13 protein-coding genes are annotated in these 15,977 nt (G+C 46.5%); 1 reads left to right on the forward strand and 12 read right to left on the reverse strand.

Annotated elements, in window-relative coordinates; genetic code table 11:
- The first annotated feature begins 145 nt into the window (after positions 1-145).
- A complete protein-coding gene (gene rne, locus CWI76_RS03040; RefSeq protein WP_126758883.1) occupies positions 146-3,160 on the forward strand; it encodes a ribonuclease E in 3,015 nt (1,004 codons plus the stop codon).
- A 92-nt stretch (positions 3,161-3,252) separates the two neighbouring features.
- Here the strand turns inward: rne and CWI76_RS03045 are convergent, their stop codons facing one another.
- From CWI76_RS03045 to pspA, 12 genes are all read right to left on the reverse strand, one after another.
- Entirely contained in the window at positions 3,253-5,724 is a 2,472-nt protein-coding gene (locus tag CWI76_RS03045) for a S9 family peptidase (protein WP_126758884.1), read from the reverse strand.
- A gap of 131 nt (positions 5,725-5,855) precedes the next feature.
- Positions 5,856-6,497 (reverse strand): maleylacetoacetate isomerase, encoded by a 642-nt coding sequence (maiA, locus tag CWI76_RS03050; RefSeq protein WP_126758885.1) that lies wholly within the window; start codon positions 6,495-6,497, stop codon positions 5,856-5,858.
- Positions 6,498-6,511: 14 nt separating this feature from the next.
- Positions 6,512-7,537, reverse strand: coding sequence for a fumarylacetoacetate hydrolase family protein (locus tag CWI76_RS03055; protein ID WP_126758886.1), 1,026 nt, complete (start codon positions 7,535-7,537; stop codon positions 6,512-6,514).
- Between the two features lie 6 nt (positions 7,538-7,543).
- A complete protein-coding gene (locus CWI76_RS03060; RefSeq protein ID WP_126758887.1) occupies positions 7,544-8,689 on the reverse strand; it encodes a homogentisate 1,2-dioxygenase in 1,146 nt (381 codons plus the stop codon).
- Positions 8,682-9,746 carry a 4-hydroxyphenylpyruvate dioxygenase gene (hppD, locus tag CWI76_RS03065; RefSeq protein WP_126758888.1) on the reverse strand — a complete coding sequence of 355 codons (1,065 nt, stop codon included), beginning with the start codon at positions 9,744-9,746 and terminating at the stop codon, positions 8,682-8,684. Before hppD ends, CWI76_RS03060 begins: the two co-directional genes overlap by 8 nt.
- Before the next feature lie 485 nt (positions 9,747-10,231).
- Positions 10,232-11,782 carry a transcriptional regulator TyrR gene (gene tyrR, locus CWI76_RS03070; RefSeq protein ID WP_126758889.1) on the reverse strand — a complete coding sequence of 517 codons (1,551 nt, stop codon included), beginning with the start codon at positions 11,780-11,782 and terminating at the stop codon, positions 10,232-10,234.
- Positions 11,783-11,895: 113 nt separating this feature from the next.
- Positions 11,896-12,240 carry a 4a-hydroxytetrahydrobiopterin dehydratase gene (locus CWI76_RS03075; RefSeq protein ID WP_126758890.1) on the reverse strand — a complete coding sequence of 115 codons (345 nt, stop codon included), beginning with the start codon at positions 12,238-12,240 and terminating at the stop codon, positions 11,896-11,898.
- A gap of 40 nt (positions 12,241-12,280) precedes the next feature.
- Positions 12,281-13,084, reverse strand: coding sequence for a phenylalanine 4-monooxygenase (phhA, locus tag CWI76_RS03080; protein WP_126758891.1), 804 nt, complete (start codon positions 13,082-13,084; stop codon positions 12,281-12,283).
- Positions 13,077-14,318 (reverse strand): trans-sulfuration enzyme family protein, encoded by a 1,242-nt coding sequence (locus tag CWI76_RS03085; protein ID WP_126758892.1) that lies wholly within the window; start codon positions 14,316-14,318, stop codon positions 13,077-13,079. The genes phhA and CWI76_RS03085 overlap by 8 nt, the downstream gene beginning before the upstream one ends.
- A 196-nt stretch (positions 14,319-14,514) precedes the next feature.
- Positions 14,515-14,910: an envelope stress response membrane protein PspC gene (pspC, locus tag CWI76_RS03090; protein WP_126758893.1), complete on the reverse strand. Its 396-nt coding sequence runs from the start codon at positions 14,908-14,910 to the stop codon at positions 14,515-14,517.
- On the reverse strand, positions 14,907-15,143 hold the full coding sequence (gene pspB, locus CWI76_RS03095) for an envelope stress response membrane protein PspB (RefSeq protein ID WP_092855145.1): 237 nt from the start codon (positions 15,141-15,143) through the stop codon (positions 14,907-14,909). Before pspB ends, pspC begins: the two co-directional genes overlap by 4 nt.
- 82 nt (positions 15,144-15,225) lie before the next feature.
- The gene (gene pspA / locus CWI76_RS03100) at positions 15,226-15,903 is read right to left on the reverse strand and encodes a phage shock protein PspA (RefSeq protein WP_126758894.1); all 678 of its coding nucleotides are present in this window, start codon (positions 15,901-15,903) and stop codon (positions 15,226-15,228) included.
- Positions 15,904-15,977 lie beyond the last annotated feature (74 nt).

Below are 15,977 nucleotides of genomic sequence, written 5' to 3' on the forward strand. Positions count from 1 at the left end.
GCAAGTCTCACGTTTATACCAAGTAGTAAAACGGGGGATGTTAGGTGTTAGTTAGTAACCCTAATAGAAAACAATTCAATCTCGAAATAGCGATGGCGAACGCCTGTCGTACTGTGTTGTAGCCTGACATAACGAGCTACAACTAATGAAAAGAATGTTAATTAATGCAACGCAGCAAGAGGAATTGCGCGTTGCGCTGGTCGATGGCCAGCGTCTATATGATCTGGATATTGAAAGCCCAGGTCATGAACAGAAAAAAGCCAATATTTATAAGGGTAAAATTACCCGCATCGAACCTAGCTTAGAAGCCGCATTTGTTGATTACGGCGCCGAACGCCATGGCTTTCTGCCCCTAAAAGAAATTGCTAAAACCTACTTCCCTGACGGTTATTCGTTTTCCGGTCGGCCAAATATCAAAGATGTTATCTCTGAAGGCCAGGAAGTTATCGTTCAAATTGATAAAGAAGAACGTGGCCAAAAAGGCGCGGCATTAACGACCTTTATCTCACTCGCCGGCAGTTACTTAGTTTTAATGCCAAACAACCCTCGTGCCGGTGGTATTTCCCGCCGTATTGAAGGTGATGAGCGCAGTGAATTAAAAGCGACACTCGACGCATTGAACTTACCAAGCAGCATGGGCTTGATTGTGCGCACCGCTGGCGTTGGTAAATCGCAAGAAGAACTTGAGTGGGACTTAAATGTTCTTTTACATCACTGGGATGCCATCGAGAAAGCAGCAAGCTCGCGCCCTGCGCCATTTTTGATTCACCAAGAAAGTAACGTCGTTTTTCGCGCTATTCGTGATTACCTACGCCGTGATATTGGCGAAGTGCTTATTGATAACCAGAAGGTGTTCGAGCAAGTTCGTGATCACGTTACCTTAATTCGCCCTGATTTCGTCAATCGGGTGAAAATTTACCAAGGCGATGTACCGCTCTTTAATCATTACCAAATTGAAAGCCAAATTGAATCAGCATTTCAACGAGAAGTTCGTTTGCCTTCAGGCGGCTCCATTGTTATTGACCCAACCGAAGCATTAACGTCAATCGATATCAACTCGGCCCGGGCTACCAAGGGTGGCGATATTGAAGAAACTGCGTTTCAAACGAATTTAGAAGCAGCTGAAGAAATTGCCCGTCAATTGCGTCTACGTGATGTGGGCGGCTTGGTCGTTATCGACTTTATCGATATGACCCCTACTCGTCATCAACGTGAAGTTGAAAATCGTTTACGTGATAGCCTCAAGCAAGACCGTGCGCGCATTCAAGTTGCGCGAATTTCACGTTTTGGCTTGTTAGAAATGTCGCGTCAGCGTTTACGTCCATCGCTTGGTGAAGCTTCAAATCATGTCTGCCCGCGTTGTAGCGGCCACGGTACCATTCGTTCAGCTGAATCTTTGGCATTGTCTATTTTGCGTCTAATTGAAGAAGAAGCGCTAAAAGACAATACCATTCAAGTTCAAGCGCAAGTCCCAGTAACAGTTGCAACTTATCTGCTGAACGAAAAGCGTCAATCAATTTTCGATATTGAGAAGCGTCATGATGTCTCAGTTTTAGTGATTCCGAACCCACATCTTGAAACACCGCATTTCGATGTGAAGCGTTTACGTAATGATGAGCTAGAAGAAGCTAACAGCTTTACGTTAATTGAGAAGCCTGAAGATACCAGTACTGAAGTTGTTCTCAACAAAGACAAACCTAGTTTTGAAGAGCCAGCATTGAAAGGTTTACAGGCTCCGGCCGCACCAGCACCTGCGCCTGCTGCACCAACGAAGCCTGCCGCAAAAGCGGATACAGGCCCCGGTTTGTTCGCACGCTTAGGCAAGTGGTTAGCTGGCCTATTCAGCAGCGACGAAAGCAGCGATTCTGATAAGAATAAGAAGTCGAATCAGCAACGTCGTAACAACAATAATCAACGCCGTAATAATCGCGGCAACAATCGTCGTCGCGGTAATAACCGTGGTCGCGGTCGCGATCAAGACAAAGAAACTACAGCGCCTGAGACGGCTAAAGCAAGCGACAACAAGCCGAATAAGGACGATCAAAAAGAGCAGCGCAATGAGCGCGGTGGACGTCGTCGTGGTGGCCGAAATCGTAACAAGCAAAACGCTGAGCAAGATACCAATGTTGCGGCCAAAACGACTGAAACGAAAAGTACTGAGCCAGCAGCGACCGAAGAGCGTAAATCGGTTCCGAAGCAACGCCGTCAGCGTCGTAAGCTTGATCAATCGGTGCGTGTAATTGGCGAGAAAGCTAGTGAAAAAGACGTTGAAGCAGTTCAAGCTGCGGCACCAGAGACTGCGCCACAGCCCCATGCGGAACAGCAACCAGCACCAGAAGCCAAGGTGACTTCGGATGCAGCCACTGCTCCGCAAGTTGAAGTGGTAGCGTCTGAAGCGGTTCAGTCGGCACCGGCAACAACTGACGTACAAACAGATGCAGCCAACGACAACGCCGACGATAGCGACACGTCAACACCTCGTGGTCGCAATCGTAGCCGTCGTTCACCGCGTCATCAACGTGCTGCTGGCCAACGTCGCAAAGCAGAACAAGACCATGTGTCAAGCGAAGATGCTACAAATGATTCTACAGAGACAGACGTTGCAGAGACGCCTGTGGTTGAATCTCAATCGTCTGAAGCTACCGCTAAGGTTGCAGAAGCGAAGCCGGTCGAGCAAGCCGAAACTACTGAAGTCTCAGCCGAGCCAGAGGTTTCTGTACCAGCAACTTCGGCCGAGGTAGAAGATGCTCCGGTTGATATTCCTGCAAGCAATGAAGCGGTTGACACAAAAGTTGAAGCAACAACAGAAGTTGTAACTAAAACAGAGGTTTCAACTGAAACCAACGTTCCAGTCGTTGAAGAAAGCAAAACTGATGAACAACCGGCTGAGCAAGTTGAAACAGCAGAGCAGTCACCTGTTGCTAAACCTGTCGCAGAGCAAGCTGAAACGAAACCTGCAGCGGCAACGAAGCCACATGTTCGTGGACGCGTCACAACAGCGCCGATGGCGAAAGCGAGTGCCGTAGAACGTAGCGACAGCTTCACACCGCTAGCTATTGCATCTGGCGACGTACGCTTGCCATTCAATAAAGATGCTCGCGCTGCGAGTTTCACCGAAGCACGTTCCGTCACTTACGCAGAAATGACCAAAACCCAATAGTAGGCGGTCATTTTGTGCAGGATAAAAAAATCCCAGCTGTCATAGCTGGGATTTTTTATGGACGTTCACTTCTGTTTCGAGGAAACCTGAATTTACTTCAGGTTCTCTTCGAATAATTTGAAAATCCGACGATATTCATCCAACCAGCTTGATGGTTGACGGAAACCGTGCGGTTCTACTGGGAAAATAGCTGTCTCAAAGTCTTCTTTTTCGTGTTCGATTAAACGCTGCACTAAACGAACACTATCTTGGAAAAATACATTATCATCAACCATCGGCGAGTTGATCAACAAGGCATCTTCAAGACCTTCAGTGAAGTAAATTGGCGAACTGCGACGGTACGCAATTGGATCATCATCTGGCAGATTCAAGATATTTGACGTATAGCCCGTATTATAATGCGCCCAATCGCTTACTGGACGTAATGCCGAGCCAGCTTTAAATAAACCAGGCTCTTTAAACAAGGCCATAAAGGTCAAGAAACCACCGTAAGAACCACCGTAAGTACCCATACGATTCGTATCGACATTGGCGTTTTCTCCCGCCCACTTCGCAACATCAACTAAATCTTCAACTTCAGGGGTACCCATTTGACGATAAATTGCCGTACGCCAATCACGCCCATAGCCTTTTGAGCCGCGGTAATCCAAATCCAGAACAACATAACCTTGTTGGGTCAGGAACGTATGGAACATGAACTCACGCTGATAGCCTGACCAACCCGCATGCGCGTTTTGTAGATAACCGGCACCGTGAATAAACACGACCGCAGGATATTTCTCGGCACGATTCGGGTCATAATCTTTCGGGTAGTAAACACGAGTATAAATAGGATCCGCAACGTGGCTTGACGGCACAGGCACAATTTCCGGCGCCACCCAGTCGAAACTCATGAATTGTTCGGTGACCGTGTTGGTAAGGCGTTGCGCCGAATCACTACCAACAGCTTGAACATACAGTTCCTCTGGTTGCAATGCGGTTGAATGCTTGATCAATAAACGATCTTCTTGTGGACTCAATTCATAATTATTAATGCCGCCTAATGCGGTCAATTGTTCCAGTTCAGCATTATCAGTACGCACACGGTAAATTTCGTAATTACCTGGGTGCGGCTTATTGGCACTGAAGTAAATGAATTCACCATTGCTACTTACAGTCGGATCTTCAACAACATACTTACCCTGTGTGAGTTGCTTAGTTTTGCCGTTCAGAGGTTTCACATACAAGTGTGAATAGCCATCGGCCTCCGATTGGAACCATAAGGTGTCACTATTGGGTAAGAAGCCGAATTCATTATGGGTGTAGTTAATCCATGCTTCGTCGTGCAGGCGATCTTGGTTAACGAAACGCTTTCCAGCAAAATCGACCGAAGCAATCCATCGATCTTTATTATCCCACGCCTCTAACATCAACGCCGCTTGCTTTCCGTCATCGGTCCAACGAATCGCACCACTTTGCCAACCCCAATCCTGCATCAGCGTAATTGGACGTGGTTTCTTCTCTGATTGATATGTTTTACCCTCGGCCGCATAATTCTCACGGCGAACTTCAGCGAGTACATCTTCATCCCAACCAGGCAAGGTGTTGTAGGTCAGTTTCGTTTGCTCACCTGAGCTCAAATCAAGTACTAAAATTTCATGCTCAACTGGCTTAGCGTCAGCGACACGTGAACGCACTGGCTCAGCCGCAATACGGCCGTCCTCTGTCACGTAATTAGGCATAATATCGCCATCTTCTCGCCACTTTTGCGGCGCGCTAATCGCAACAATGAGTTTATCGCCAGCTGGAGACAAACTGGTTGCTACAATTTGTTTGCCCTCACCCAGATAAAACGGTTGCGGTGCCAATGATGCATTTTTTTCTTGCAGTTGTTGCTGTTGCGCAAAACGATCTGCTTTGTTCTTGCGCTCAACTTGAACGAATACAATCAGATCTTGTTGTTCGCGCGCGATAAAGTCTTTCGGTTCACTATTCGCCTTGGGTGCATCGCGCAATGCTAAAGAAGCAATTTGTTGGGTAAGACCAGTACGTGGGTCAACACTGAAAAAGTCATTTTCTTGACGATACGCCAAGTGCCCGTTAGTTAGAAAAACCAATTGCGATTGACGCGCTTCATCACGAGTCAATTGGCGGGTTTCGTTCTTGGTTAAATCACGAACGAAAATATTACCTTCAAAGGTATACGCCAACAGCGATTTATCCGCATTGTAAATGCCATCGTTGTACGCGTAGTTATGCAATTTATCCAACGGAACTTGATGTGCTTCTTTATCGAGGGGTTGATGATACCAATCGCTAAGTTGTGAACCTTCGCGTTTCTGTTGATACAGCACACCGCTACCATCAAGCATCCAATAAGCATTGGTTGGCGAACGCGCCACCCAGTCCTGATCCGACATGATTTGCTTTAACGTCAACTCTTGACCAGCAATAGCCTGATTATTTTCGGCGGTCGCTAATACTGTCGGCGGGGTTGTTTGCTGTGGTGCTGTCGGCGCCTCGGTCATTGCGCACGAAGCACTCATCAAAGCCGCGGCAATCGCTATTGCAACTTTTGTTTTCATTGTTATGGTCCTTGTTAATCAAGCCTTATTGAACAACTCTATATTTTTATAATCGCTTCATTAAAACAAAATGCCCAGCAACTTACGAGCTGGGCATTCAATTTGTGCGATGAAGTTCAAGGTAATTGCGGTTAGCTTTCCGCATCCGGCTGCTGACTCGGATGCGCCTTGGCAACCCACGGTAGCTCAACGAGGCGCGCGTAGACTTCACGCAGCAACGGATACTCATCAAGAGGAATACCAAACCGCTCAGCGCTATACACTTGCGGAACTAAGCAGATATCGGCCATTGAAAAGTCATCACCGACGCAATACTTACCAGAAACCTCTTCTAAGTTGCGTTCAAATGCAGTGAAGCTTTGCCGGAACCAGTGCTGCAACCAGGCTTGCTTCGCACTGTCATCAGCACCCAGTTCACGCACCAAATACTGTTGCACACGCAAATTAATTAACGGCTGTAATTCACTGGCGATATCTAACGAAAGCGCTCGAATGGCGCCGCGTCGTTGTGCATTTCCCGGCAATAATGAAGGCTCTGGATACTTCTCATCCAAATACTCCATAATTGCCAGTGATTGATGCAAAATCACGCTACCATCAACTAACGTCGGTACTAGCCCATTCGGATTCAGCTGACGATACGATTGCTTATGTTGCTCGCCACCCTCTTTAATGAGGTGAACCGGGATGTAGTTGTAGTCTAACTGTTTATAGTTGAGCGCAATTCGCGCCCGGTAACTGGCGCTTGAACGCCAGTAGCCGTAGAGCTCCATAATCAACTCCGCAATTATTCGTCAGATGGCGAATACTGCACTACTTCTTGGTCAATGCTGCCAAAAATACTGTGGCCTTGCGCATCTGTCATTTCAATTTTGATGGTGTCACCAAATTGCATAAACCCAGTGCTCGGTTGCCCGTCACGGATGGTTTCAATCATCCGAACTTCAGCAATACAACTATAGCCGACACCGCCTTCAGCAATAGCACTTCCGTGATCGGTGCCTTGCTTATTTGAAACAGTGCCTGAGCCAATAATCGCACCAGCACCCAAATGACGCGTCTTCGCAGCATGTGCTACGAGCTGTGCGAAATCAAAAGTCATGTCTTCGCCAGCGTTAGGTTTACCAAAAGGCTTCCCGTTATAGTAGCTCAACAATGGCAAATGCACCTTGTTGTCACGCCATTTTTCACCTAACTCATCTGGCGTTACCGCAACTGGTGAGAATGCTGATGATGGTTTTGACTGAAAGAAACCAAAGCCTTTACCTAATTCATTTGGAATGAGGCCGCGCAATGACACATCGTTCACTAACATGAGTAAACGGATATATTGACCCGCTTCAGCGGCTTCAACCCCCATTGGTACATCGTCAGTAATGACCGCAATTTCGCCTTCAAAATCGATACCCCATGACGTATCTGCCATTTCAATATCGTCTTTTGGCCCAAGGAAGTCATCTGACCCACCTTGATACATTAATGGATCGGTCCAAAAGCTCGGCGGCATTTCTGCGTTGCGTGCTTTACGCACCAATTCAACGTGATTCACATAAGCACTGCCGTCTGCCCATTGATAAGCGCGTGGCAATGGTGACTCACACAAGCTCTCATCAAACGCTTCAGCGTCGGCAATCTCACCATTGTTGAGTGCTTGATAGGCTTTTTCTAACTGCGGCGCAACCGCATCCCAGTCATCTAATACTTCTTGTAACGTGGCAGCAATTGCTGGTACCGCAACTGCTTTCTTCAAATCGCGACTAACCAGCATTAACTGGCCGTCGCGGGTTCCATTTCGATACGTTGCAAACTTCATAAATCGTTATGCCTTATTGTCGTCTTTAGCTTTCCAGCTATTTACGTAATCAGGATTTTCTACGCTGGCGCAAACATCGCCCATTTCTAGCGCATTGCGAGTATCCAGCATCACCGCAACTTCGTCGGTGAACTTTTTACGATACTCTAAACCTGCCTGAAATGCCTTCGGATGCGGCCCGTGCGTAAATCCGGCTGGATGGAAGGTTACCATACCTTTGTCGATGTTATCACGACTGAAGAAATCACCTTCATGGTAGAACAACACTTCATCGTAATCATCGTTATTGTGGTAGAACGGTACTTTTAACGCACCTGGATCAGACTCAATTGGGCGCGGTACAAATGTGCACACCACAAAGCCATCAGCTACAAATGTGGTATGCGCTGACGGTGGTAAATGATAACGGTGGCTCATCAACGGACGAATATCACGCCAATTAATTCGAACTGGCGCTAAATCACCGTGCCAGCCAATGGCATCTAGCGGATTAAATGGATAGGTAATCACTGAGATTTTGCCATGACGCTTCACTTGAACCTGCCAGCTCTCTTCGCTGTATTGCGCTTTAAACGCCGCGTCGATATCTGGTGTATCAAGGCATGCCGGATCAAATATTGCATGATTACCAACCAGACCTTTCTCTGGTAACTGATAAGCGCTATTGGTCGCCTCAATCATCACAATCTGCATCGGCTCTAGGGGCTCAATGCGCCAAGAGGTCGAACGCGGAATCGAGAAGTAATCACCTTTCTCGAGCGTGATGTGACCATAGTCGCAAAACAGCTCGCCACGCCCTTCGTGAATGAATAGCAGCTCGTCGCCATCGGCATTACGAACCAAAAAGTCCATGCGCTCATGACAATGCCAAATACGGAATTTACACTGCGCATTATGCAGCAACATTGGCACTTGCCACGGTGATTCGGTGGCGACGTTATCGAGTTTATTAAAGTCGAAGTTACGCGGACGCAACTCGCCTTCCCAATCACTCCAACCCGTTGGAGCATGGCGATGATGAAAGTGCGTTGCGGGACCAAAAAAACCACTACGCCCTACTTCGCGTTCAAAGATCGCTTGCTCCGGAAAATCAGCGTGCGCCTGCTTCGAGGCCACGCCAACTTGTTTCGGAAAGCTAATCCATTTACGCATCGCTTAATACTCCACGACGAATTTGATCTTCTTCGATGGATTCAAACAACGCTTTGAAGTTACCTTCACCGAAACCTTCGTTGCCTTTGCGCTGAATAATTTCAAAGAATACTGGGCCAATCACGGTTTTGGTAAAAATTTGGAGCAAAATACCGTCTTTCATCGGCGCACCATCTATCAAAATCTGCAATTCACGTAATTCATCGACATTTTCTTCGTGGCCTTCAACACGCTCATCGATTTTCGCGTAGTAAGTGTCCGGTGTTGGCATGAAGTCCATCCCAATCGCTCGCAAATCTCGCACGGTCTTGTAAATATTATCGGATGTTAAAGCAATGTGCTGAATGCCTTCACCGTTGTATTCACGCAAATATTCTTCAATTTGCGATTTATCATCGTGTGACTCATTAATTGGAATACGAATCTTACCGCATGGTGCAGTCATCGCACGGCTCAACAAGCCGGTCAGTTTACCTTCAATATCGAAATAACGGATTTCGCGGAAGTTACCGATTCGCTCATAAAAACCAGCCCAAGTATCCATATTGCCGCGGAATACGTTATGAGTTAAGTGATCGACTTCATACAATCCGGCAGCGTGATCTTTCATCTTCGCTTCCCAGTTGTCGTAGAAGTTGAAGTCATTGGTGTAGATATCTTTATCAACGAAATACAATACACTCTCGCCGATACCATACACTGCAGGAAACTCTTCTTCACCTGCGGCGGTGTGACGCTGGAACGGCTTCGCGCCATTGGCAACAGCATGGTCAAATGCATGTTGTGCATCTTTAACACGCCACGCCATACCGCAAACGCTTGGGCCGTGAGCTTTCGCGAACTCTTCAGCTTGCCCGCCGGTTTCAGCGTTCACAATGAAATTAATGTCGTTCTGCTTGTACAACCAAACGTCTTTCGTTTTATGCTTCGCCACTTCAGTAAAACCAAGCTTGGTGAATAAATCTTTTAATGCCGCAATGCCATTTGCATCTGGCGCAGAGTATTCAACGAATTCAAAACCGTCAGTTTGTAATGGGTTGTAGTTAATATCAGTCATAGTGTCCTCGTTATTCGAAAATAGTGCGTTCTCTTCTGGTTAAAATGACGCACAAAAAAGAATGTATCGATACTACTATGCGCACAGACGTGGTGAATCGCCAGCCCAGCACTGTGATCAAGTGGCTGCGCAGAAAAACAGCAAGATGTAAACATATTGATACAGATCAAGAAAGGCTGGCATGTAGGGGTTAAGCTGTCATGATTTCATTACAGAAGCCAAAAGCACTGTAAAGAAAAAGCTACAACAGCGATATTCGTTATTCGTTATTCGTTATTCGTTATTCGTTAAAGATAAGGTCAAGGCAAAGAACGCAAGTTCCTTGCAGCAAAAGAAATTCCGAAAATGAGTGCATTTGGATTTACCGAACAGCGAAGCGGACGAACAGCAAAGCGCACGAACCACGAAACACGTTGTTGCTTTTGTCTTCTCGAATAACCAATAACGAATAACCAATAACGAATAACGAGTAACGAGTAACGTTCCTAGCGTTTGCGGGTTTTGCCGATACCGTAGTCGCGCAGCTTATTCGCTACTGCCGTATGCGACAACCCCAACTTCTTCGCCAATTGCCTCGTACTCGGATAACTCGGATATAACCGTCGAAGAATCGTCGCCTCAAATTTCTTTACGGCTTCGTCCAAGCTACCCTCTTCGAGATCGACTGCCACATTCTCCTGCAGGCTGTCTGCACCGGGAAGATGTATATCACTGATATCGAGGGTATCGCCTTCTGACATCGAAATAGAACGGAACAACACGTTTTCGAGTTGACGCACGTTACCCGGCCATTGATACCGTTGCAACGCCTCACGCGCGGCGCGGGTAACCATCACTAAACTTCGCCCTAAGCGCTGACAAGCTTGCACGGTAAAATGGTCGGTTAGCAGGCTGATGTCCGATTTGCGCTCACGCAACGATGGCACTTGAAGCGTTAATACATTGAGGCGATAAAATAGGTCTTCACGAAATGTGCCCGCTTCAACGCGTTCAATCAGATCGTCTTGCGCTGAACAGATAATCCGTACATCGACAGTCACCTCTTGCTCTTCACCGATTCGACGGAAGCGTCCATCTTGGATAAAACGCAATAACTTGGCTTGCAAGCCATTCGACATTTCACCAACAGCGTCAAGTAGCACGGTACCGCCGTTTGCTTGTTCAAAAATCCCCTTTTTCGCTTCAGTGTACGGTCCTAAACTACCTTTGCCGTGACCAAATAATTCACTCTCGGCGACGTTATCGGGTAAAGCAGCACAGTTGATGGCTAAAAATGGCTTATCCGCACGATGACTCGCTTGATGACAGGCTCGGGCAAGTAACTCTTTGCCGACACCAGTTTCACCTTGAATTAACAACGGTACGTTCAATTCAGCCATACGCGCCGCTTCTTTAATTAAGCGCTTCATGCTTGTGTGTTCGCCCAGAATTTGCCTGAACACATCATGATTACCACCACGTTGCCATTGCTCAACCAAGGGTTGTGGTTTACAGGTAATCACCGCGCCAGCAAAACTGTTCTTACCGGCATCATCGGCAACCCAAATGGGTAGCAGATCGGCAAAGTACTTTGAGCCACCAGCACTTATCTGCTGAACGGTTGGTTCTGTCGGTTGTTTCTCAAGCCAACGCTGTACTGCAAAACCGCTCAACCACTGGCCGATGAGCGTCCCGACAAGCTCAGTACGATTGTCACTCAGCACTTGTTGCGCTGCATCGTTAGCAATATCGATCATGCCGCGGCTATCAACCGATAGGATGGGATCTGGAAGCTTACTAAGTAGCAGTTTAAATTCGAAATGTTCGCGCTCAGAAGGCATAATCGCGATGGTTTTAACGTCCTTCACGTTCGGAATGCGTCGAATTTCCGGCATCAGATGCTGAAAGTCTTTAAATTCCAATTCGGGAAAGTTAAGGAAGATTTTGCCCTTCGGATCGACTTCAATACCACGCAAATCTATTTCGTGGTCACGCAATATTTGTAGCACGTCCTGAGCAATACCCAGACGATCATCGCAGGTTATTTCCAAACGCATAAATAGCAGCTTTGTTAGTCTATCTGTAAAGCAAAGTATACACAAAAAAGCCCTCGGGATAACCATCCTCAAGGGCTTTTTTAAGTCGTCCGAGCAGTTCTAAGTGTCGCTATTTATTGGTCGTTTAAAACTGCGTCTGTACGTGCGGCCATGATAAAGTCATTCTTATGCAGACCATTAATTGCGTGAGTCCACCACGTGACAGTCACTTTACCCCACTCGGTAACCAGTGTTGGGTGATGAAATTCAGCTTCAGCAATTTCACCCACTTTATTCGTGAATGCTAGCGCTTGTTTAAAGTTCTTGAATTTGAATTCGCGTTCAAGTTGCATCACTCCGTCACGAACTACTGGTGTCCAATCTGGAATCTCACGAATCAGTTCAGCCAATTCAGCGTCACTTACTTTAGGTGCATTGGCATTACAAGCTTCGCAGGTTTGTTGTTTTAGTTCTGACATTCGTTCCTCGATTTACTTCTATTAGTGTCTAACAATAAGTTTACGCAGCGTCGGTTTTCGGTTTTGGCGGAAACTTCGGTTCAAATAACCCCAATTCCATCGCTTCACGTACCAACGCCATAATATCCAAATCGGCAATTTCAAATAACCGATCTGTACTTTCAATGGTGTAGTAAATTGGCTGCATGATATCGATACGATACGGCGTCCGTAATGCATCCAATGGGACTAGCGGCTTACGCTCTGGCTTGTCACTCGAAATAGCATATTCGGTTTCACCAGGTGACGATAAAATACCGCCGCCATAAATACGCAAGCCGTCTTTCGTTTGTAACAAACCAAACTCAACGGTGAACCAATAAAGACGTGCCAAATAAACCCGTTCTTTCGGCGTCGCATTCAAGCCTAATTTACCGTATTGATGGGTAAAGTGCGCAAAAGCTGGATTCGTTAACAACGGACAGTGTCCGAAAATCTCGTGAAAGATATCGGGCTCTTGCAAGTAATCAAATTCTTCGCGGGTACGAATAAACGTCGCAACTGGGAATTGTTTATTCGCCAATAAGCGGAAAAACTCATCAAATGGAATCAATGCTGGTACTTGCGCAACCTGCCAACCTGTTGTCTCTTGTAACACTTCATTAATTTCATGAAGTTGCGGAATTCTATCATGTGGCAAATTCAATAAATCTAGGCCATGCATGTATTCATCGCAGGCTTTACCTGGAATATGCTTGAGTTGGCGCTCCACAAGGTCGTGCCAAACCGCATTCTCTTCACCACTCCACGCAATAATACCGTTTTCGTCCGGCTGTCGTGAAACATAGTTGCTTTGTTTACCCATAGCGTACTTGTTCCCCTGTTGTTGTCATTTGGCTGTTGGCACAAGCAGCAAACGCTTGTTCCAAATCAGCAATAATATCTTCGACGGCCTCAAGCCCAACTGAAATTCGAATCAGCGTATCACTGATTCCCGCGGCTGCTCGTGCCTCTGGTGTATAAGGTGAGTGCGTCATCGAAGCTGGATGCTGAATTAACGTTTCGGCATCCCCTAAGCTTACCGCTATTGTAATTAACTGTAAGCTATCTAATAACTGGCGCGCAGTGTTGATGTCACCATGTAATTCAAAGGCAATCACTGCACCAGCGCCATGCATCTGGGTACCCATCAATGCTTGCGCCGGATGATCAGCAAAGCCTGGGAAATACATGGTTTTAACCAGATCTTTTGCGCGCAAATACTCAGCTACTTTGACCGCATTTGCACAATGACGTTCCATACGTACGTCGAGCGTCTTTAGACCACGCAGAATTAACCAAGCATCGTGTGGGCTCATGGTAGCGCCCATATCTTTCAGCGTGGTTAATTTAATGAGCTCAATATCTTCTTCGCTACCACACACAATACCGGCAACCACGTCGCCGTGACCATTCAAATATTTGGTCGCACTATGAAGTACGAGATCGGCACCTTGCTTGCGTGGTTGCTGCAATAAGGGCGTCATAAACGTATTATCAACAACCAAGCGCGCATTCACTTCGTGAGCAATATCGGCAATCGCTTGAATATCTATCACTTTCAAATGCGGGTTAACTGGCGATTCAAGGAATACCAATTTCGTATTTGGACGTATCGCAGCACGAGTTTTCGCTAGATCCGCCATGTCGACAAAGTCGACAGCGATACCAAACTTCGTGAACAAATGAGAGAACAACGCAAAACTACAGCCATAAATTGCGTCTGATACTAAAACGTGATCGCCCTGCTCAACAAATGCCAGCATACTGGCCGACACCGCGCCCATCCCCGTGGCGGCAGCGGCGGCAGCAGGAAACCCTTCAAGCGCCGCAACGCGTTCTTCTAGCTCGGTTACTGTTGGGTTGCCCAAGCGACTATAAATATAACCTTCTTCTTCGCCAGCGAAACGAGCTGACCCTTGCGCCGTGTTCGTGAATGAAAACGTCGCAGTTTGATACAGTGGTGCAACCAATGCGCCATGTTCATCACGACGTTTACCGCCATGAATCGTCACTGTCGCTGGCTGCCATTGCGATTTATCTTTATTGTTGGTGCGCATTGGCAGAATATCTCCTCGTTGTTGCGCATCAGATTGCATTCAGGCCGATCTGAACGCAACAGCTAACTTTGATGTTGATCATGTTTTGCTGTAACGGAAATTTGCCACTTGCATAAAAAACCCCGCTGTCGGAAGAACCGAACAACGGGGTATTCACGGTGTATTCGTGCGCTGTGTTGCTAACGAACTCGTATCGTTACAGTCGATCGAGTTCGCGATCAATTTTATAAGCGTTTGACGTGATGTACCGCTCAATGCGTTGTAAAGACTGCTCTAACTCATTGAATTCTTGGTTAATCTCACGAAACGCTCGCTGTGGTGGTTCACCAGCCTGCCAGACTTTGGTTTTAACGCCAAGATGATGTGATGGCTGGTCGGCTGGATTCGACTTTTTTTCGTCAAGAATGAACCACATCGCAATATAAATGACGGCTACAAAGCTTGAACTGAAAATAAGTGCTGTAACGGCAATAATACGTACCAACCACACTTCAATATTAAAATATTCAGCTATACCTGCGCATACCCCGGCAATTTTGCCTTTGGCTTTATCGCGCATTAGTGTTCTGCGTTGACAATTATCCTGGTTCATACGCGGTCTCTCCATTTTGGTGACTCCGCATCAAGAATTGACTCTAGGGTTTTAATTCGATCACGCATGCGTTCCGCTTGATGCGCTAGCTCTTGTAGTTGCAGCAATTCGTCTTGGCTTAAGCCCTGACCAATTTTACGCTGACTACGGTAGTGCATGATGATCCAAATTGGCGCCACAAAAATCATAAACAAAATAATCGGTGCGCCAATGAGTGGGGCTATAATATCCATGTGCTTCTCATCTCTCGTCGTTCAAAAAGTTCGGGTGCCTAGCGCGACACCCGCTATCATGGTTTGGTAAACGTTCCGCTAATTAAGCTTTTTTATCAGTCTTATCTTTCTTAACGCGGGCTTTTAAAGCCTCAAGCTCGTCGGTAATCTTGTCATCAGTTTCTAATTGCGCAAATTCATCACGCAATGTCTTCTTACCAAGATCGTAAGCTTCAACTTGCGACTCTAAGTCATCAATTTTTGATTCAAATCGCTCAAAGCGCAACATCGCGTCGTCGATTTTGCCACTATCAATGCGTTTTTTAACTTCTAAACGGCTGCTAACCGCGCGTTGACGCATGATAATAGTTTTCTGACGAGCTTTGGCATCAGCCAATTTCTCTTGCAGTTGTCCCACTTCTTCACCTAACCGGTTCAAGTGTTCGTCAATGCGAGTGATGTCAGCTTGTAAACTTTCTGCATCAGCTGTTGCTTTTTGTTTCTCAACAAGAGCAAGCCGTGCTAAGTCTTCGCGATCTTTACTCAGAGCAAGTTCAGCTTTCGCATCCCACTCCGCAACTTCTTTTTCAAAACGCGCTAGTTGACGTTCAGTGTCTTTCTTCTCAGCAATCAAGCGAGCTGATGTTGAACGAACCTCAACTAATGTGTCTTCCATTTCTTGGATGATAAGACGAACCATTTTTTCAGGATCTTCTGCCTTATCCAATAAAGCGTTCAGGTTTGAATTTACGATATCTGTAAAACGTGTAAAGATACCCATGTTTGTGTCCTCATAAAGCGTCAATAGAAATTTAATTATTGTTCGCTGAAATATTATGCAGATACCGTGCCAAC

The organism is Pseudidiomarina marina, assembly GCF_003987045.1.
Taxonomy (GTDB): Bacteria; Pseudomonadota; Gammaproteobacteria; order Enterobacterales; family Alteromonadaceae; genus Pseudidiomarina; species Pseudidiomarina marina.

Coding starts and splice junctions, on each gene's coding strand:
- pspC (WP_126758893.1), bottom strand. CDS start 14,910: ATGAACCAGGATAATTGTCAACGCAGAACACTAATGCGCGATAAAGCC.
- CWI76_RS03075 (WP_126758890.1), bottom strand. CDS start 12,240: ATGTCAGAACTAAAACAACAAACCTGCGAAGCTTGTAATGCCAATGCA.
- maiA (WP_126758885.1), bottom strand. CDS start 6,497: ATGGAGCTCTACGGCTACTGGCGTTCAAGCGCCAGTTACCGGGCGCGA.
- pspB (WP_092855145.1), bottom strand. CDS start 15,143: ATGGATATTATAGCCCCACTCATTGGCGCACCGATTATTTTGTTTATG.
- phhA (WP_126758891.1), bottom strand. CDS start 13,084: ATGGGTAAACAAAGCAACTATGTTTCACGACAGCCGGACGAAAACGGT.
- CWI76_RS03055 (WP_126758886.1), bottom strand. CDS start 7,537: ATGAAGTTTGCAACGTATCGAAATGGAACCCGCGACGGCCAGTTAATG.
- CWI76_RS03085 (WP_126758892.1), bottom strand. CDS start 14,318: ATGCGCACCAACAATAAAGATAAATCGCAATGGCAGCCAGCGACAGTG.
- CWI76_RS03045 (WP_126758884.1), bottom strand. CDS start 5,724: ATGAAAACAAAAGTTGCAATAGCGATTGCCGCGGCTTTGATGAGTGCT.
- hppD (WP_126758888.1), bottom strand. CDS start 9,746: ATGACTGATATTAACTACAACCCATTACAAACTGACGGTTTTGAATTC.
- pspA (WP_126758894.1), bottom strand. CDS start 15,903: ATGGGTATCTTTACACGTTTTACAGATATCGTAAATTCAAACCTGAAC.
- tyrR (WP_126758889.1), bottom strand. CDS start 11,782: ATGCGTTTGGAAATAACCTGCGATGATCGTCTGGGTATTGCTCAGGAC.
- CWI76_RS03060 (WP_126758887.1), bottom strand. CDS start 8,689: ATGCGTAAATGGATTAGCTTTCCGAAACAAGTTGGCGTGGCCTCGAAG.
- rne (WP_126758883.1), top strand. CDS start 146: ATGAAAAGAATGTTAATTAATGCAACGCAGCAAGAGGAATTGCGCGTT.